Source organism: Polymorphobacter megasporae, assembly GCF_018982885.2.
GTDB classification, from domain to species: domain Bacteria; phylum Pseudomonadota; class Alphaproteobacteria; order Sphingomonadales; family Sphingomonadaceae; genus Polymorphobacter_B; species Polymorphobacter_B megasporae.
On the sequence record NZ_CP081848.1, the window covers coordinates 383,243 to 401,588 of the forward strand.

13 protein-coding genes are annotated in these 18,346 nt (G+C 61.5%); 1 reads left to right on the forward strand and 12 read right to left on the reverse strand.

Annotation, left to right across the window (positions count from 1 at the left end; all coding sequences use genetic code 11):
* Positions 1 to 722 precede the first annotated feature (722 nt).
* Together KTC28_RS01850 and KTC28_RS01855 are read right to left on the reverse strand one after the other, a co-directional pair.
* Positions 723 to 2,018, reverse strand: coding sequence for a glycoside hydrolase family 130 protein (locus tag KTC28_RS01850; protein ID WP_255602181.1), 1,296 nt, complete (start codon positions 2,016 to 2,018; stop codon positions 723 to 725).
* Between the two features lie 29 nt (positions 2,019 to 2,047).
* Entirely contained in the window at positions 2,048 to 4,477 is a 2,430-nt protein-coding gene (locus tag KTC28_RS01855; protein ID WP_216711328.1) for a glycosyltransferase family 4 protein, read from the reverse strand.
* A gap of 149 nt (positions 4,478 to 4,626) precedes the next feature.
* Here KTC28_RS01855 and rpiA point away from each other — a divergent pair, with 149 nt between their 5' ends.
* Positions 4,627 to 5,358 (forward strand): ribose-5-phosphate isomerase RpiA, encoded by a 732-nt coding sequence (rpiA, locus tag KTC28_RS01860; RefSeq protein ID WP_216711327.1) that lies wholly within the window; start codon positions 4,627 to 4,629, stop codon positions 5,356 to 5,358.
* Here the strand turns inward: rpiA and KTC28_RS01865 are convergent.
* The 10 genes from KTC28_RS01865 to KTC28_RS01910 all read right to left on the reverse strand — a co-directional run bounded on the left by KTC28_RS01865 (position 5,355) and on the right by KTC28_RS01910 (position 18,095).
* Entirely contained in the window at positions 5,355 to 6,371 is a 1,017-nt protein-coding gene (locus KTC28_RS01865) for a class I fructose-bisphosphate aldolase (protein ID WP_223132273.1), read from the reverse strand. The genes rpiA and KTC28_RS01865 overlap by 4 nt on opposite strands.
* Positions 6,355 to 7,131, reverse strand: coding sequence for a triose-phosphate isomerase (gene tpiA / locus KTC28_RS01870; RefSeq protein ID WP_216711325.1), 777 nt, complete (start codon positions 7,129 to 7,131; stop codon positions 6,355 to 6,357). The genes KTC28_RS01865 and tpiA overlap by 17 nt, the downstream gene beginning before the upstream one ends.
* 1 nt (position 7,132) lies before the next feature.
* Entirely contained in the window at positions 7,133 to 8,044 is a 912-nt protein-coding gene (locus KTC28_RS01875) for a type I phosphomannose isomerase catalytic subunit (protein ID WP_255602184.1), read from the reverse strand.
* A gap of 106 nt (positions 8,045 to 8,150) precedes the next feature.
* Positions 8,151 to 8,897 (reverse strand): HAD-IIB family hydrolase, encoded by a 747-nt coding sequence (locus KTC28_RS01880; protein WP_216711323.1) that lies wholly within the window; start codon positions 8,895 to 8,897, stop codon positions 8,151 to 8,153.
* Complete coding sequence (rpe, locus tag KTC28_RS01885) at positions 8,894 to 9,571, reverse strand: ribulose-phosphate 3-epimerase (RefSeq protein ID WP_216711322.1); 678 nt, start codon at positions 9,569 to 9,571, stop codon at positions 8,894 to 8,896. The genes KTC28_RS01880 and rpe overlap by 4 nt, the downstream gene beginning before the upstream one ends.
* On the reverse strand, positions 9,568 to 10,335 hold the full coding sequence (locus KTC28_RS01890; protein WP_255602185.1) for an HAD family hydrolase: 768 nt from the start codon (positions 10,333 to 10,335) through the stop codon (positions 9,568 to 9,570). Before KTC28_RS01890 ends, rpe begins: the two co-directional genes overlap by 4 nt.
* Before the next feature lie 44 nt (positions 10,336 to 10,379).
* Entirely contained in the window at positions 10,380 to 11,804 is a 1,425-nt protein-coding gene (gene zwf, locus KTC28_RS01895; protein ID WP_216711320.1) for a glucose-6-phosphate dehydrogenase, read from the reverse strand.
* Positions 11,805 to 11,925: 121 nt separating this feature from the next.
* On the reverse strand, positions 11,926 to 14,730 hold the full coding sequence (locus KTC28_RS01900) for a bifunctional transaldolase/phosoglucose isomerase (protein WP_216711319.1): 2,805 nt from the start codon (positions 14,728 to 14,730) through the stop codon (positions 11,926 to 11,928).
* Positions 14,727 to 16,814 carry a transketolase gene (gene tkt / locus KTC28_RS01905; RefSeq protein WP_216711318.1) on the reverse strand — a complete coding sequence of 696 codons (2,088 nt, stop codon included), beginning with the start codon at positions 16,812 to 16,814 and terminating at the stop codon, positions 14,727 to 14,729. Before tkt ends, KTC28_RS01900 begins: the two co-directional genes overlap by 4 nt.
* 48 nt (positions 16,815 to 16,862) lie before the next feature.
* Complete coding sequence (locus KTC28_RS01910) at positions 16,863 to 18,095, reverse strand: glycoside hydrolase family 130 protein (RefSeq protein ID WP_255602186.1); 1,233 nt, start codon at positions 18,093 to 18,095, stop codon at positions 16,863 to 16,865.
* Positions 18,096 to 18,346: the final 251 nt, after the last annotated feature.

The window sequence follows — 18,346 nt, forward strand, 5'->3', positions numbered from 1 at the left end:
TCTTGCCAGTGAGACGATGCTCACAAGATGGCGAATGTTCGCGGCTTCGCAACCGCGCACCCTCATCGGTCTGTAGAAGCAAGCAAAAACGGCACCAACTTCTGAAACGAAGGCGACAGCGTTCGCCTCAACGGCACAGTCGTGTCTTCGACACATGCCACTTGCCAGCGTCCATGGTAGAGTTCGGCCAGTTCTAGATGAGCCTTTCGCGCAGCCGGGTGCTGCGCTGCATCGGCCGCGAGGTATGATCGCACCATCCGTTGGTGCAGGTATTTGGCATCTTCGTACATCATCGAATTGGCTCGCCAACTTGTGTTGGAGTTGATGATGGCAAGAAGCAACAGGGCAGGATTGATCGTAATTAACCCGGCAAGAATTATCTATCGCAGACTGGCTGCGGCAAATTCGGGGCGTTCGCGGACCGCACGACCGAACCATCGGCTTCAAAGCAAGCGGTCATCCGCGAGATCAAGTCGAGCGATGCTGCATACGGCCGATCCGATTCGCCTGCGGCAGCAAGCCCCACGCAATTGACCTCTGATCTTTCGGTCAAGACTCTTATGACCGAAATCTTTAGATCTATCTCGATGTTGCAGTAGGTTTGCCTGAAAAACAAAGAGCTTCGGTTCGAAGGACAAGCTGCGTTTGGTGCGATCGCCGCCGTGTTTTGCGGGCCTCTCGCACGGATTCGTCGATGATACCGTATCGCAACGGAAGATCCATCACACCATCGCAGCGAGGAGGCGGTCGATTGGCATGGTTGCAAAGGTCGTGATCGTGTCGGCGATGGCGTACGGTAAAATCAAAACCCGCTCGCAGATAATACCACCGCAGGTATAGACAACATTAGGCACATAACCTTCACGTTCGGAGGGTTCGGGACGGATCAACGGTTCAGGCGTGCGGCCGATGAGTATAGAAGGATCTTTCTTGTCGAGAAGACAGGCGCCAATCGCATAATTTCGCATCGGGCCGACCCCGTGGGTCATCACAAGCCAACCTTCGTCGATCTCCATCGGCGCCCCACAATTGCCGATTTGAACGAACTCCCATGGATAGCATGGGGTGACGGTTCGCACGCCACCGCTCCAAGAAGCCAAATCCGACGATGTCAGATACCAAAGATTTTCATTATCGTAGCGGCCGAGCATCGCGAATTTGCCGTCGATGCGGCGGGGAAACAGTGCCATGCCCTTATTCGACACCCGATCGCCGACGAGCGGCATGAGCTTGAAGTGATGGAAGTCCTCGGTGCTTAACATTTCTGACGCGATCGCGGCCCCACTGTAAGCCGTATAAGTGCCATAATAAGTGACCGTGCTATCGTCTTCGACGAAGCGGGTTAACCGGACATCTTCGATGCCTTTCGACTGGGCAGGCGTGACGGGGAATACTACGCATTCGGAGATGTTCGCCTCGGCATCGGCGACGATTTCCACGATACCGTGTTCGAGACCATTGCCCCCTACAACCGTGGGCACCGCAGCGTGCGGGCTGGGGGGATCAAGCGAAACGTTCGCGTTCGCGTCGATCGTCCCGGTTCGAAACGTTATCGACGAGATATGGCCTTCCCCGACTCCTCTCAACGCCATAACGAAACGAGCACCTCCGGGGGGCGCAGTCGCTTGATCAGGATGGAGTACGATGCTAGGGTTGAACAACGCAGCCGCCTCGTAGCTATATTCGTGACAGAAATAGGCGCCGATGAGATGAGCCTGGTCTGAAGTTAGTCTGCTGGTACCTGTCAGCCATGCGCCAACCTGAAGAAAGCGGCGCTCAAACATCGCACGCGTATTACGGTGACGTGTTGAAAAATCGAGGTCGACGTTCGCCAGCTCCGCGCTCGCACCCTGCTCACCGAGCGCGAGCACGCGGTCGACGATGCGCTGGGCCCGCGACATGTCGACGGGTGTGGCGTCACGCGGTTCGACGGCCGGGCGAAACGGCCGGATAACGACTCGCGACGGGTCGGGACGCAACAGTACCGGAAGACGCGTGACGAAAGCTGGCTGCAACAAGCTGAAAAATCCTAATGAAGCGAGCGCTTTCAGCCGCGATCCGGCAGCTGCCGAGAAGTGGCAGGGGTCTGGGCGATAGGCAGCATTGCGGTCGACGCTCGCCGGGCCAAATGGACCTCCGCCAGTGCCAGCAGATAGGCCAATGTCGACTCAGCCCCACGATTGCCATTGCGGCGATCGAAGTGAAGACCGTCGAAGCAAGCTCCGGTTTCAATCTCGGCGACGGGTACGAACAAGTCGTTTTCACCCTTGAACCAGCCGAAGGCGGCCATGGCCCGCTCCGTCCACAGCACACTGCCCGTAACTCGGGCCGCCGACAAGCAGGCGCCAACGGCCGCGCCGGCTTCGAGCGGCTGCTGATCGAACTGCAACGGGGGCAGGCGGTAGCGACCGAAACTGTCAGTGCCGACCGGGCGGAAATGTCCCTCAGGAGCGGTCTGATAAGCCATCAGCCAGTCCAACGTTCCTAGGCCTGCAGACACGAGTTCCGGACGGTGGGCCACGGCACCCGTCTCGATCAACGCCTGAGGGAGGCGGGCGTTATCGTAGCTAAGCTCGTCTTCGAACCACAGCCACCCGGGGCCGGCACAGTCCGCCAGCCTCTGACGAAGCTTCTCCGCAAGCGATGCCCGCGTTTCCTCAAGTTCGCGATGCCCCTCGTATCGCTGTAAGAATTTATTCAGGCCAAGGAGTCCATAGGCCCAAGCCCGAGGACTGTCGGATGCCGCGAGCCCTGGCGCGGCTCGGAAGACCAAGGTGGTCGCCCATTGGCCGAGCGACTGCGATCCGCCTTGCAGCGCGAGCGCTGCAAGCGCCCAAACCGCCCGTCCCTGCGCATCGGCTGAGCCAACGTCGTCGAGCCACCGCCGTTCGTAGCTCATGAAATTGCGGAAGCAAGCCGCGTCCGCCCGCCAACCGTGATCGATGAAGGCCGCGTACGTCGCGAGCAGGCGCGCTTCGACCGCCGTCAGCGGCCGAAGTTGCTGCAAATCTGCGAGGAACAGCAAAGCTCGGACGTTATCGTCGATACAGTAGCCGTGATCACGCGCCGGAATGCCGAGAACGGCGTGCTGCAGTAGTCCGGTGTCGTCACTCATCGCCGCCAAATGCGTGGTTGAGATCGGTGGCAAAATCGCGCTCGGTGCAAGGCGGGGAAGGTTGGCAGCTACGCCCTTGGCCTGTCGCTGGGCGATCCTCACCGCCGAAAAGATGTTGCGGTATTGTTCCGCGACTGCCGGCCAAGTCATTGCTCTTCCCGCCTCACGGGCCCGCGCCGACATCGTTTGACGCTGTGCGGGGTCATCGAGCAGCCCATTCACGGCAGCCGCCAGCTCCCCGGGCTCCGCGAATGGGACCAGAATACCGGCACCGTCGCCCAGTATCTCGGTGGCGTGCCAATACGGCGTCGAGACTACCGGACGTCCGAGCCCGGATCCATACGCGAGGGTCCCGCTCGTGATCTGCGCTGGATTGAGGTAAGGCGTCACGTAGATATCGCAGGCGGCGATGTATGTGATCAGGTCGTCGAGCTCGAGAAAGCGGTCGAGGAACGTGACATTGCCGGCGACGCCGAGTTCAGCGACACGGTTTGCAAGGCTTTGCCGATACCGCTCGCCTTTTTGCGCGGCAAGATGAGGATGTGTAGCCCCGACGATCAGGTAGTTGATCAGGGGGTGCCTGGCGACGATCGCGGGCATCGCCTCGATCATCGTCTCGATGCCCTTTCCCGGCGACAGCAATCCAAAAGTCATCAACGTCAGACGATCGATCGGCAAACCGAGCCGCGTCCGTGCGACTGATGGCTCGGAGAGAGCGATGTCAGGGATGCCGTGGAGAACGATCGCGATCTTGTCATCGGGTACACTATAGACGTCCCGCAGGATTTCGACGCCCTTGCGCGCCATGACGACGAGGCGCTCCGATCGTGCGATGAGTTCCTCCATGACCCGGCGCTGCGCCGTATCGGGGTCGGCGAGTATGGTATGGAAGGTTGTGACGACCGGCATCCTTAGACGGCGCAGCAGCGTCAGAACATGTGAACCCGCCGATCCACCGAAGATGCCGAACTCGTGCTGCAAGCTGACGACGTCGATATCAGCCTGGTTGAGGAAGTCCGCTGCCGCCGAATAAGCCGTGACGCGGTCGCGCGCGATTTCAACCGCGACCTCCCGGCCGTAGTCGTGCGTGTGGCCTGGATCCGACATCGCCAGCGTGACCGTCTCGACCTCAGGCTCGAGAGCATTAAGCGCTTGCTGAAAATCGCTGGTGAACGTCGCGATTCCGCAACGCCTCGGCGGGAAGGTGCCGATAAGCGCCACGCGACGGATCGTTCGCTCGGCTCGCGACAAGGGTATCGGCGCAGATGGAAGTTCGTCGAATCCAACCGGAGGGTCGGCTTCTGCTCCCTCAAGCGAAACAAACGGCTGCACGCCGCGCTCGTCGTCTAAGGTTGCGCGCATTGACGTTCTCCGGGGAATGAGCGGCGCGGGCTTCGTCGAGATGTCGACGTCGGGCGCCGACGTCGGCGCATTCGCGTTCTTGTCTGATTACGTAAGTGAGCTTCGACGTTTCCATCGAGGCGGTGCAGCGAGCGGGAAAGGCCGACGTCATGAATGACCATGAGCTCGAGCTGGAGAAGGCACTCGCCGCCGTAACGGCGATGGACCACCTGCGCGACGGCATGCTGGTTGGTCTTGGCAGCGGCAGCACTGCTGCATACGCAATCCGCGAGATAGCGCGCCGCGTCGCCGACGGCCTGAAGGTCGAGGCAACCGCGACTTCCCCCGCGAGCGAGGCGCTGGCAATCGGATTGGGCATTCCACACGTTTCGTTCGAAAGAGTAGAACGCGTTGATGTCACGATCGACGGCATCGACGAGATCGACTCGAGCCTGCGGGCGATCAAGGGGGCCGGCGGCGCGCTGCTGCGCGAGAAGATCGTCGCGGCGGCGAGCGACCTCGTGATTATGATCGGCGATTCGACCAAGGCGGTCGCGACCCTCGGGCGTCGTAGCCTTCCGGTCGAGGTGCTGCCGTTTGCGGCGGGTTTTGCGCTCCGGACGTTGAGAAATCTCGGCACCCCGCTGACCCGGAGAAGGAAGCACGATGGAGCGTTTTTCCTGACTGATCAGCAGGCATACATCTTCGATCTGAAATTCGGCGTGATCGATGATCCCGAGCAGCTCGCACGCACCCTCGAAGCGATCCCCGGCGTCATCGCGCACGGACTTTTCCTCGGCCAGATCGACGTGTCGATCATCGCGAGGGGTCACAACGTCGTAGTCCGCTGCCGGAAAGATGTTGCGGCAGGCGCAGGATCGGGGGATCAAGCGAAACATTAGGCATCCGCTTCATGCGCGGCTGCCGAGAGTGCCTTGGCGCGGGCGATCAGGATGGCCTGCGCTTCTTCGATGTTCGCTGCCTGACCGCGCCAGACGCCGAGCGCTTCGTCTTGGAGCGCCCGACCGTACGAGAAGGTCAACCGCCATGGGGCACTGCCCATGCGCACCATGTCCCGGAGATGGCGGGTCGCCATGTCCGGGCTTTGACCACCCGACAGGAAGGCGATACCTGGGACTGCCGGAGGAACGCAACGCCGAAGAACGTCGAGGGTCTGCTGCGCAACCTCGCCAGATGAGATCGAACTGCCCGAGGCGGCGCCGGGGACGACCATGTTCGGCTTGAGGATGATCGCCTCGAGGCAGACGCCGGCTGCATACAGTGCATCGAAGACAGCCTCGAGCAACGCGCGTGTAACGTCGGCAGATCGAATGATATTCTGGCTTCCGTCCATCAATACCTCGGGCTCGATGATCGGCACGAGCCCGGTGTCTTGACAAAGCCGCGCGTAGCGGGCGAGTGACACTGCGTTCGCGATAATCGCGTTCATCGTTGGCAGTGTCTCGTCGATGTGGATCACGCCGCGCCATTTGGCGAACTTCGCTCCTTGAAGCGCGTATTCACCTAGCCGGACAGATAGTCCGTCAAGACCCTCGGTAATGGTTTCACGCGAACCGGTAAAGAACGGCACCGTTCCGCGATCGACCTTTATACCTGGCACTATGCCCAGATCGGAGATCCAGTCGGGAAAGAGGCGGCCCTCCGCATTGGTCTGACTCAGCGTTTCTTCGAAAAGGATGATACCGCTGATATGCTGCGCGAGCATCGGTACCGCAAACAGCATCTCGCGGTAGTCGCGACGCGTTCCCGGGGTGGAGAGAATGCCGAGAGGCTCGAAGCGGCGGGCGATCGTGCCGAGGCTTTCGTCGGCAGCAAGCAACCCCTTTCCGGGGATCAGCAATCGACAAACGGTGTCGATACATTTCTTCATCGCATCCTCACTCCCGGTCGACATGAGCGATCCTTCGAGTATCGGCGGCATGCAGGAGACTGATGAAATTGCTTGCGTCGAGGGATGCGCCACCGACGAGGACCCCGTTTACGTCGCGCAGAGCCATCACCTTCGACACATTGCCGGCATCGACCGACCCACCGAATAGAAGCGGCACGCTTCGGCAGAGATCGCCGTGGATCGAATTCAGCGCCCCGCGCAGCGTTGCATGAGCGGCGGCGATCTCATCGAGGCTGGGCGTGACCCCGTGGCCGATCGCCCACACTGGCTCGTAGGCAAGAATGATCGCAGCTGACGCGAGGTCCGACGGAACGCAGTCGACGACCTGCCGGTGAATGACCGCGAGCGTCCGGTCAGCGTCGCGCTCGGCCGCCGTCTCTCCAACGCAGATTATCGGTACGAGCCCGCCGCCGACCGCGGCCCTCGCCTTGACCGCGACTTGTGCGTCGTTTTCTCCATACGCCGCTCGTCGTTCCGAATGGCCGGCGATGACCATGCCAGCACCCGCATCAACAAGCATCGCCGCACTGATGTCGCCGGTGAACGGTCCGGACACCCCGCTGTGCAAGTCCTGGCCGCCGACACTTACGGTGGAGCCATCGACAGTGCGACGCATGCGTTCGATAAGGGTCGCCGGCACGCAAATAGCGACCTCCAAGTCGACAGTGTCGGCCACCTCGGCGACGGCCTTGGCACCTGCAAGATCGGCCTGAAGACCGTGCATCTTCCAATTGCCGACAATGAGGCGTCGCGATGTCGGCACGTCAGACCGCCCTTTCAGGGATACCGATTTCGAGCAGGGTGGCAGCGAAACCAGGATGAAAACTGCACCGTCCGACCGAAGCCGGAAGAAGCATGACCGCCCCGCGCGGTACGGCAAAGCTGACCTGCGCGTAGACGATCACCCCTTCGCCGCCGACGCACACTAATATTCGAGGTTCGCCGAGCGTGCCAACCTCGACAGGGGCCGTTGTGGCTATCCGCCAGATGATAAAGTGGTCGTCCTCGATCAGCTTTTCGCGATGATCCGACTTTGGCGGCACGATTTTCGGCACTACGGGCAGCACTGCGCCACGATCGAAATCGACACAGGCAAGCGCCTGTTCGACTTGGAGATCGCGGGGCTTGCCAGTCGTCTTGTCGATATGATCCCAGTCGTAAAGGCGGAACGTGATGTCGCTGTTCTCCTGAACCTCGAATACCATGACGCCATCTCCAAGAGCGTGGACGGTCCCGGCTTCGATCAGCACCGCCTGGCCGACTTCGGGCGTGAAGCTGGCAAGATGGTCATCGGCGGTATGCTCGGTTAAAGCGCGGAGGTCGTCGGCCGTTGTGTACGATTTGAGCCCTGCGTATATCCTCCCGCCAGGCTCGGCCTCGAGCACGATCCAAGCCTCGGTCTTGCCCCGCTCACCGTCAGGGATCCACGCTGTAGCGTCATCGCGTGGATGTACCTGAACCGACAGCATTTGCGCGACATCGAGGAACTTGAGCAGTAGCGGAAACCGGTCGAACCGTTCGGCGAAACGTCCGAGGATCTGCGTCTTCGCGGTCGCCATCAACTCCGTGATTGTCCGGCCGGCCAATGGCCCGTCGCTGATCCGGCTGGCATGGTCGGGCCGGTCGCTCAGCACCCACGCCTCGCCAATCGGGCCGTCGGGCAGCTTTGTGGCCATCCAATTTCCGAGGGCGCGGCCTCCCCAGAGCCGGTATTGGAAGATCGGATCGAAACGAAGGGGGTAGAGCGGATGATCGGTCATGAAGCCTCCTAATGGCCGCGGGTCAGGGCTTGAGGCAGGCGAGGATCGCCTTGATGACACTCATCGTCTCCGCGACGTCGCGAACGGCAACAATGTCGATCCCCGCCACGCGGACGGGATCGTCGTTTCCCCCCGGATAAATCGCATCCCCGATGAAAAGCATGTCAGAGGTGGCGATGCCCGAACTTTCGGCAAGCCGCCGCATTGCGTACGCCTTGTCGACATCCTTCTGAGTGATGTCGATCGACGTTGACCCACCCACGTTGACCGAAAGGTTCGGGAGCGCGTGCCGCAGCAGAGTCTGCAATGCCTTCCGCTTGGCGAAGTCCGGATCCCAAGCCTGTTTCGCGTCCAGGGGCGCTTTTTGGCCGAGACCGGAGAAGGTGATCTGGCTGCCGCGGTCCTCGATCTGTTCGCCCCAAATCCGCTCGTGCTTCAACCCGGCTTCGGCGACGGCATGGTCGACGGCCTTCAATATCCGCTTCCGTTCCTCCGGTTTTAAAAATTGGGCGTAGACCAAGTGCCAGGCACCGTCGAACCGGTAGAGCTTCGTGCCGGTGGTCGGCATTATGAAAAGATTGCGAAGGTCATCGGAGGAATGCAATTGGTCGGCCACTTGAGTTTCGAATTGCGGCCAGTCACCGCCCGAGATCACGGCAACCACCGCAACGCTGAGGAGCGAAATCAACAACGCCGCCATGTCCGGTCGGATCGGCTGCTTGCTTGCAGCAAGTGTGCCGTCGAGATCGAAGGCGATCAGCCGCTTCATATCGGCGAGCCCGCATTCGCGCGGATAGCGGCGATCGCGGCCGCATAATCGGGCCGGCCGAAAACCGCATTGCCGGCGACCATTACGTCCGCCCCGGCCTCGGTCACGCGCTGTGCCGTCGCCGCGTCTTCTCCGCCGTCCACTTCGATATGCGGCGTAAGACCTCGTGCATCGCAGTGTTCGCGCAGAGCCGCGATCTTGGGTAAGACTTCGGGCAGGAAGGCCTGACCACCGAAACCGGGATTGACGGTCATCACCAGCACGATGTCGACGAGGTGGAGAACTTCGGTGATCCATGCGATCGGAGTTGCTGGATCGATTACTACGCCGGGCCGCTTGCCGAGTTCGCGTATCACGCTGAGCACTCGATGGAGATGCACCGTCGAACCCGGTTCGGCCTGCACTAGGAGATGATCGGCGCCGGCATCGGCGTATGCAGCCAGCGACCGCTCGGGCTCGACGATCATCAAATGGACATTGACCGGGAGGGTCGTCGACTTGCGCACCGCGCGCACCACCGATGGTCCGAACGAGATTTCCGGTACGAAGCGGCCGTCCATCACGTCGACGTGGATCCAATCCGCGCCGGCGCGGTCGACAGCCCTCACTTCGACATCGAGCTGCCCGATGTCGGCGGCAAGCAGCGACGCCGCGATGAGCAACGAGCGCGTCATGTCATCCCCCGTCCGGCGATGATGTCGTGGATCGCGTCGGCGACACCATCCTCGTCGTTGGAGCCGGTTACGAAATCCGCCGCGGCGCGAACACCCGCCGGAGCCTGGGCCATCGCAATCGATAGCCGGGCTCTTCCGAACATGGGGACGTCGTTGTACTGGTCGCCGATCACTGCGATTGCCGATAACGGAACTCCGCAGGCGGCGGCGATGGCAGTTATCCCGTCGCCCTTGTTGGCGGATGAAGCGGTAACGTCGAGATAGTAGACCTGCGATCGTGCGACAGTCGCGACCGTCCCGATCGCGCTTCGCAATTCTTGTTCGGCCTTGGCCAGTTCATCAGGATCATCGCAGACACCGACGAGCTTATCGACATGATCCAGAAGGTCGGTCAGGTCTTCCCGGATCGTCGGCTCGATCCCGGCGCTCAGGCGTTCGCGCCGGACGTGCGGTCCCGCAGTGGTCGATGCGTACCAGCGGCCGCCTGCGAACAGCCAGGGATCGATCCCAGGCCGACTGATCCTTGCAAGCGCACATCCCGCCGTGGTGGCATGCAGGTGCGCAGACGAGAGGATCGTGCCATCGGACTGGAACAGCGTTCCCCCGTTGAAAGACGCCAGAGGAGCGGTGAGACCGAGTTTCTTCGCGATTTGCAGCATCCCGCTCGGCGGCCGGGCGCTTATGAGACTTACCTCGATACCCGTCGCCCGTAGCGCCGCTATCGCGGCGATATTTGCCTCGGCTAGGCTCTTGTCGGCGCGCACGAGCGTCCCGTCCACATCGCATATCAGTAGGCGAATCGCGCCCGTCACCTCAAAGGATACCAGTGGCGGGCGTCGCGGCTGAGCAGCGTATCAGCTGCAAACGGCCCGGCACTTCCGGCGGAGTACGCAGCGGGCGCGTCCTCGGCGGCCCATGCCGCCTGCAATTCCGCCACCATACGCCAACCCGCTTCGACGTGATCGGCACGCGAGAACAGGGTGCGATCACCGACCAACGCGTCGTAGAGCAAAGTTTCGTACCCGGTTTGACGATCAATCGGAAAACGCTTTGCGTAGCGGAAGTCCATGACGATCGGCGCGATCGCCAGCGTCGGCCCGGGCGTCTTGGCGACGAACTCGAGCTGGATGCCCTCGTTCGGCTGTATCTGAAGAATAAGCCGATCCGCCGGGGCGCCACCGTGGTCGAAAAGCTTAGGCAGTGCCTCGCGGTATTGGATGACGATCGTCGTATCGCGCGCGGCCAGCGCTTTTCCGGTGCGCAGATAGAACGGCACACCTGCCCAGCGCGGGGTGTCGATCCGAACCTTCAACGCGGCGTAGGTCTCGGTCACGCCCGCCGGATCGACGCCATCGGCATCGACATAGGCCGCGACCGCTTCGCTGCCGACCATCCCAGCTCCATATCGCGCGCGTATCGCGTCGCTCGCCGGAACGGGACGTACCGCCTCGCCGAAGGCCGCCTTGGCGTCTTGGATGGCGTCGGAGTCGAGACCAGTCGGCGGCTCCATGCCGACGAGCGTCATTAGCTGAAAAAGATGATTCGGCACCATGTCGCGCAGTGCACCGGTGGCGTCGTAGAATTTGCCGCGACTGCCGATTGTCACGGTTTCTGCTGCAGTGATCTGAATATGATCGACGTGGCGATAATCCCACGCCGCGTCGAACAGCGTGTTGCCGAACCGCAGCACCATCAGATTCTGCACCGTCTCCTTGCCGAGAAAGTGATCAATCCGATAAATCTGCTGTTCGTCGGCGTGTTCAAGCAGCTTACGATTGAGAGCCTGCGCCGAGGCAAGGTCGGCACCGAACGGCTTTTCGATTATGATCCGGCGAAAGCCGCGGCTCTCGTCGAGCAGCCCAGCAACAGCCAGTCGATCGGCGAATGGCTCGAAATAACTCGCGGGCGTGGCCAGGTAGAAGATCGCGTTACCGAGGCACCGATCGGCGATCGCTGTGAACGTCGCCGGGTCGTCGAAGTCGCCGCGGATATAGACGATCCTATTCCGCAGATGCGAATAATCGGATTCATTCTCGACGAACTGATCGAGCGCATCGCGAAGCGTTTGATCGTTGCCATCAGCGCGTGCGACCCCGATGATCAAGGTGTCGTGGGCCAGGAGGCCGGCGCAGGCAAGATTGACCAGGGCGGGGGAGAGTAGCCGCCGCGCCAAATCGCCGAGCGCGCCGAATATGACGATAGTCGCCGAAGGGGCCGACTGAACCCCGGTCACTGCGGCATCTCGTTATGTCCGCACAGATTGACCTCGTGCCCGCCTCGCATCAGGCATAGGATCAATTTCGAGCCCTTCCGGCCGAGACTGATCATCGCGATCCGTATCCTCTTTGCCTCCATCATTTGCGCACCGCGGCCACGACTGCGGCTTGCAGGGCGGCAATGCCTCCGCCGCCGTGTCGGAGATGAACCCGCAGCACATGGCGGCCGCGTTTGGCGAGCACATTCATATCGCCGCGAGCCTGTGCGAGCTGCACGGTGCCGAACGTCGCCCGTCGTCCTGGAACGGCGATATCGGGCTCTGGATCGCGGGTGATAGTGAGGAAGGTGCCACCGTCGGGGCCGCCCTTATAGACTTGCCCGGTCGAGTGCAGGAATCGGGGTCCGAAGCCGGCGACCGTAGCGCAGAGATGCGCATTGCGCACCGCGACGCGCATCGCCGCGATCGCCGCCTCATTTATGGCATCTCGCTCGATGTAGGCGAGAAACCCGACATAACCGCCAGGCTGCAGGCTGGTGAAGAACAGCTTGAGCAAGGCCGCCGCGTCCGCTGGCGCGAACTGCATGTTGCCGGCGACGAACACATCGAAATCGGGGGTCGAGGCAATCGGCTCTTCGGCTGCCAGCGTACCCGTCGCTTCGTAAGCATCGATCAACTCGCGGGTTGCGATCTTGGCATCCTCGACATCGGGCTGATCGAAGGGGTCGATGCCGATGATCGCGCCGGCAATCGCAGTGGCGACCTCCCACCGGAAAAACTCCTGTCCGATTTGTCCGACATCGGCGACCATGATGCGTACCAGCGGTTGACCGGCCGCGACAAGCGTATCGAGCTGCGCCTTAAGCGTCAGATCGTCGGCGTCCTGGACCTGAAAATGAACGAACAACCGGTCATTTCCGTAAAGTTCGAGCGTGCCCATCGGCTCCATATTGACTGGTAGGATTCCGCGCCCTTGTTTCCCGGTTGATTCTGCGATGAGTTGCTCGAGCCAAGAACCGAACGGCTCGAAGCTTCCGGAGTTTATGATCGTTAACTTGTTGCGGCCTGCGAGTGCCGCCTCACCAAGGATCACGCCGAGCCTGATGCCCGGGTTGGCGGCTGGCGGGACATCGGCCCCGCAGGCGATCACCATGGGTGCAGTCGCCGCGAAGATGCCGCCGACATCGAGTCCTATAGCCGCCGCCGGCACCATGCCAAAAGCCGACATCACCGAATAGCGTCCGCCGATCGCCGGGTCGCCGCGGACGATGCGCGCGAAGCCGTCGGTCGTCGCTCGTTGCTCGAGGTCGGATCCGGGATCGGTCACGGCGATGAACCGCGCACCGTCACTGCCCGATACCTTCCAGAAATAGGCGCGCAGCAGATCCGGCTCCATCGTTGATCCGGATTTTGACGAGACGATAAACAGACAACGCGACGGATCGATCGCCGCGGCGACGGTTGCGATCTGGCCCGGGTCGGTGGTGTCGAGCACGTGCAGATGCGGACCCTTGCCCTCGATCTCGAACATCCGTCCGAGAACCTCCGGGCCGAGGCTTGAGCCGCCCATTCCGAGGAGAACGACGTCGGGGAACTGACGCCCGAGGCGCTGGATATCCGCGAGCGCTGCATGGTCGACCTGTTCGCCGCGCGCGGCGGCGAACCAGCCAAGCCAATTACCTTCATCCTTGCCCGTCCACAATGTTGCGTCGCCACTCCACAGGCGCCGAGACCAGGCGTCTGCGCGCACCTCTCCAAGTCGCTTGTCGACCGCGTCCGCTAGCAAGCCGGGAAGTGCCGCAGTCATGCCGTTAAGGCGCCCATCGAGCACGGCTACGCGCTTGGCCGCGACAGCGCCGAGCAGAGCGTCTGTTGCATCGGCGAATTGCCGGACGCCGTCGAGCACGAGTTCGTCGGTGACGCGATTGAGATCGAGTTTCAGCCGAGCAGTCTCGGCGACGATCCAGCGGGCATCGTCGACGCCCTGCACAAGTGTCTGTTGCACGGTGCCGTGATCGCGGAAAGCCACCATTGTCGCGGGCGGCATCGTGTTGACGGTCTCGGGGCCGATCAGTGCGTCGATATAAAGCGTGTCTGGAAAAACAACGTCCTTGACCCCTGTCGACGCCCAAAGAAGCCGTTGCGGCATGGCACCGTGAGCGGCCAGTGCCTGCCACCGAGCGCTCGCGATCATGTTGACATGCCAGGCATAAGCGAGCTTGGCACTGGCGATCGCAACCTTGCCGCGTATCGCTGTTAGCGCTGATGCCTCCCCGTCGCCAGCCGCGACGCGGGCATCGATCGCCTTGTCGATAACGCTGTCAATGCGGCTGATGAAAAAGCTGGCGACGCTGGCGATCTTGTCGATCGGCTCGCCTTTCTCGACCCGTGCCTCGAGACCGGCAAGATAGGCCTCGGCTACCGCCTGGTAAGAAACTAGATCAAACAGCAAGGTGACGTTGATGTTGATCCCATCTTCGATGAGCTGACGGATCGCTGGGACGCCGGCGGTGGTGCCCGGCACCTTGATCATCAGATTCGGTTCCCCGACCGTCTGCCAGAGCCGGCGCGCCTCGCTTATGGTGGCGATGGTGTCGAGGGCGAGATAAGGCGACACCTCGAAGCTGACGTATCCATCGCGGCCGGCAAGATGATCATAGACCGGCCGCAAGTCCGCTGCGGCTCGTCTGATGTCGGATATCGCGAGGCTCTCGTAGACATCGGTTACACTCGCGTCGGTCTGCCCGAGAAATTCTTTTATCTCGTCGTCGTATGCGGCTCCGTGACCGATCGCCTTCTCGAAGATAGAGGGGTTGGTGGTGACTCCGGTCACACCGTCCGTCGCAAGCAGCTGCCGCAGATCGCCTTTTTCGAGAAAGCGCCGGTCGACGAAATCGAGCCAGACGGCTTGGCCGGTTGCAGCAAGGTTCTTGAGCCGGTTCATCGCGTTTTACCAATCAGATCGCGCGCAACCGCGCAGATGTTCTCGATCGTGAAGCCGTATCTCGCTTGCAGTTCAGCCAGTGGAGCCGACGCGCCGAAGGTCGACATGGTGATCGTCGCCCCTTCGCTGCCGACATATCGATCCCAGCCGAAGGCGCCGCCTTGCTCGACCGCAAGCCGTGCCCGGACATCGCGGGGGAATACCTTGTAGCGGTAAGCGGCATCCTGCTGCTCGAACAGATACCAGCTCGGCAGGGAAACCACGCGTGAACGAACTCCTTCTACCAGCAACGCCTCGTGCGCAGCGACCACCATCGGCAGCTCGCTGCCGGTGCCGATCAGGACGATCTCGGGGATGCCTTCGCAATCGCCGAGTACATAGCCACCGCGCGTCAGCCCATTGGCTGCGGCATAGCGGGTGCGATCGAGCGTCGGTATCGCTTGTCTTGAGAGGATCATCGCAGTCGGCACGTGAGTCTGCATCAGCGCCGTCTTCCACGCGACGACGACTTCATTGGCGTCGCCAGGTCGGATCGTATTGAGGCCCGGGATGGCGCGGAGTGTGGCAAGATGTTCGATCGGTTGATGCGTCGGGCCGTCTTCGCCGACTCCGATCGAGTCGTGCGTGAAGATAAAGATGGTCGGCACTGCCATGATCGCCGCCAGCCGGATTGGCGCGCGCATGTAATCGGCGAACACGAGGAAGGTGCCCGTGTACCCGCGCAAGTAAGTGACCGTCATGCCGTTGGCGATGGCCCCCATGGCGTGCTCGCGGACGCCGAAATGCATGTTCCGACCGGCATAGTCGTCAGGTTCGAACGAGCCCGCGCCGTCAAAGGTGAGGTTGGTCTTAGTCGAAGGCGAAAGGTCTGCGGCACCGCCCATGAGCGCCAATACACGCGACGCGATCGCATTCAAGACCTCGCCGCCTGCATCTCGCGAGGCCATGCCTTTGGCATCTGCGGGAAAGTCGGGGATACCCCCGTTCCAGCCGACGGGCAGCTCATTCCGGCGTAAGAGCTCGAACTCCGCGGCCAGCTCGGGAAAGATTTCCCCGTAACCCGCCAATCGCGCTTCCCACTCTCGCCGTGCCGACTTACCTCGGCCGGTAACAGCCGCAGTGAATGCTGCGGCGACTTCGGGGGGCACGAGGAACTGCGCGTCTTCGGGCCAACCATAGGCCCGCTTCGTTGATCTGACGTTGTCCATGCCAAGCGGCTCACCATGCGCGCTTGCGAGCCCGGCGCGGGGCGAGCCGTAGCCGATCACGGAATGCACTATGATAAAAGTCGGCCGATCGGTGGTAGCCGCGAAGCCGGCGAGCGCCTCGCCGACCGCGACGGTGTCGTTAGCGTCTGCGACGTGGATAACGTTCCAGCCGTAAGCAGCAAACCGCTTCGCCACGTCTTCGGTGAATGCGATCTCGGTCGAACCCTCGATGCTGATCGAGTTGCTGTCGTAAATCCAACAAAGATTTGACAGCGCGAGATGCCCGGCGAGCGATGCCGCCTCGCCCGACACACCCTCCATCATGTCGCCGTCGCCACAGAAGACATAGGTGTTGAAATCGAACAGCGCGAAGTCCGGCCGGTTGAATCGGGAGCCCAGTGCCTGCGCCGCGATGGCCATGCCGACCGAGTTACCGCAGCCCTGGCCAAGCGGACCGGTGGTGGTCTCGACCCCCGTAGTGCGCCGATACTCGGGGTGGCCCGGCGTTTTCGAGTCGAGTTGCCGGAATGCCTTGATGTCGTCCAAGCTGACGGCCGGATTGCCGGTCTGTACGCCGTCGCCATCGAGCTCCTGCACACCTGCAAGGTGCAAGATCGCATAAAGCAGCATTGACGCATGTCCGACCGACAGCACGAAGCGATCACGATTCGGCCAGTCCGGGGCCGTCGGGTCGAAGCGCAGGACATCGTTCCAGAGGGTGTAGCCAACGGGGGCGAGCCCCATCGGCGTGCCCGGATGTCCAGAATTGGCCGCCTGCACGGCGTCCATCGCGAGGGTCCGAATTGTATCAATCGCGAGGCGCCGCGCAGACCCGTTCTCGTGAACCTGCGACATTGTTCTACGCTGATCGATCATAGCGTCCTCCCGTCGAGCGGCCGGTCGTGGTCGAGGGCAAAACTTTACTCACTTCATCGCGGCCAGCAGGCCGTCGATCTCCACAACTGCGAATGCGCTGTAGGTATCGGCAACGCCGTAAGGCAGCAGCAGCGATCGTCCACGAAGAAGTGCTCCGCAGCTGTAGACGACGTTGGGAACATAGCCGGCGCGGTCCATTTCGGTCGGCGCGAGTAGTGGGGTACTCAGGCGGCCAAGGACCTTCATCGGGTCATCCTTGTCCAAAAGGCACGCGCCGATCGCGTAGTTACGCGCTACGCCGACACCATGCGTCAGGACTAGCCAACCTTCGTCGATTTCGATCGGCGAGCCGCAATTTCCTAGTTGAACAAATTCCCATGGAAAGCGCGGGCTGAGCAGCTGGCGTCCGTTACTCCAAGATCTGAAGTCATCCGAGGAGAACAGCCATATATTCTCGTTGTCGGGCCGACCTAGCATCAGATACCGACCCCCGACAGGGCGGGGGAACAGAGCGGCCCCCTTTGATTTTGCAAGCTGACCCACGATCGCCTGGATGGTGAACGTCTCGAACTTATCCGTACGAAACAGCGCTTGGCGAACTTCCGCGCCGTCGAATGCCGTAAAGGTAGCGCGCCAATCTCGGGCACCGTCGTCCTCGGTAAATTCGACCATACGGACGTCTTCGATTCCTTTGCCCTGGCTGGGCAGAAACGGAAATATCACCGTCTCTGATATATCTTTTGCAGCAGCGCAGCTGACGTGGACGACGAAACCAAGTTCACTACTTCGGCTGGAATCGATCGTGGGCGGCACCGCATATTTGCTGGGCGCGTCGACGATGACGCTGCCATCCTCGTGCCAGGTGCCTGATCGGAAGGTCACCGACGAGACGTGGCCCTCTCCGATTCCGCGTAGCGAGAGAAGAAAGCGCAGGGCACCCGCTTGCTGGCCCGACTGATCGGGCGACCGGACGATACTTGGATTAAATAAGGCAGCCGATTCAAACGAGAATTCCTCCGTGAAATAGGCTCCGATCAATAGAGCCTGGTCGACGTTTATGGCCGAGCGATCCGTATTTATGCCTTCAAGCTCGTTGAACCGCTGCCGAAAAAGCGCCGTTGTATCCCGATGTTTGGCATCGAGCTTTGCAGTGATCGCCGTCAACTCTGAAGCCACCACGCTGGCGTCTAGCGCGATTAAACGGTCGACTATGCGTTGGGCGCGTGAATGATCCTTAACGACGAAGGCGGCAGGATCTTCTGCGAAAAATGGCCGAAGCACACTTCGACCCGAGTCAGGTGTCAGGGTAAGCGATAGAAGTCGCGCTATTTCGCTCACAGCTCAAACCGTCTCACCGCGGCGGAGCCATTCGCAGCGTCAGCCAGCGCACCGTCGGGACGCCTTCGCCCATTCACGACCTCGCGGTACGTCATTTGCTAGCCTTCAGGACCATAGCGTCACCTATGACTGAGCCCCTGCTCCGCCGGACTGATCTGCATCAACTATCGATCAATAATCATCGTCCGGCAGCA

What these genes read in the sequence shown, in the direction of transcription:
- tkt (WP_216711318.1), bottom strand. Translation starts at nt 16,814, where the DNA reads ATGATCGATCAGCGTAGAACAATGTCGCAGGTTCACGAGAACGGGTCT.
- KTC28_RS01865 (WP_223132273.1), bottom strand. Translation starts at nt 6,371, where the DNA reads ATGTCGACCGGGAGTGAGGATGCGATGAAGAAATGTATCGACACCGTT.
- rpiA (WP_216711327.1), top strand. Translation starts at nt 4,627, where the DNA reads ATGAATGACCATGAGCTCGAGCTGGAGAAGGCACTCGCCGCCGTAACG.
- KTC28_RS01855 (WP_216711328.1), bottom strand. Translation starts at nt 4,477, where the DNA reads ATGCGCGCAACCTTAGACGACGAGCGCGGCGTGCAGCCGTTTGTTTCG.
- KTC28_RS01875 (WP_255602184.1), bottom strand. Translation starts at nt 8,044, where the DNA reads ATGGCCACAAAGCTGCCCGACGGCCCGATTGGCGAGGCGTGGGTGCTG.
- KTC28_RS01880 (WP_216711323.1), bottom strand. Translation starts at nt 8,897, where the DNA reads ATGAAGCGGCTGATCGCCTTCGATCTCGACGGCACACTTGCTGCAAGC.
- rpe (WP_216711322.1), bottom strand. Translation starts at nt 9,571, where the DNA reads ATGACGCGCTCGTTGCTCATCGCGGCGTCGCTGCTTGCCGCCGACATC.
- KTC28_RS01900 (WP_216711319.1), bottom strand. Translation starts at nt 14,730, where the DNA reads ATGAACCGGCTCAAGAACCTTGCTGCAACCGGCCAAGCCGTCTGGCTC.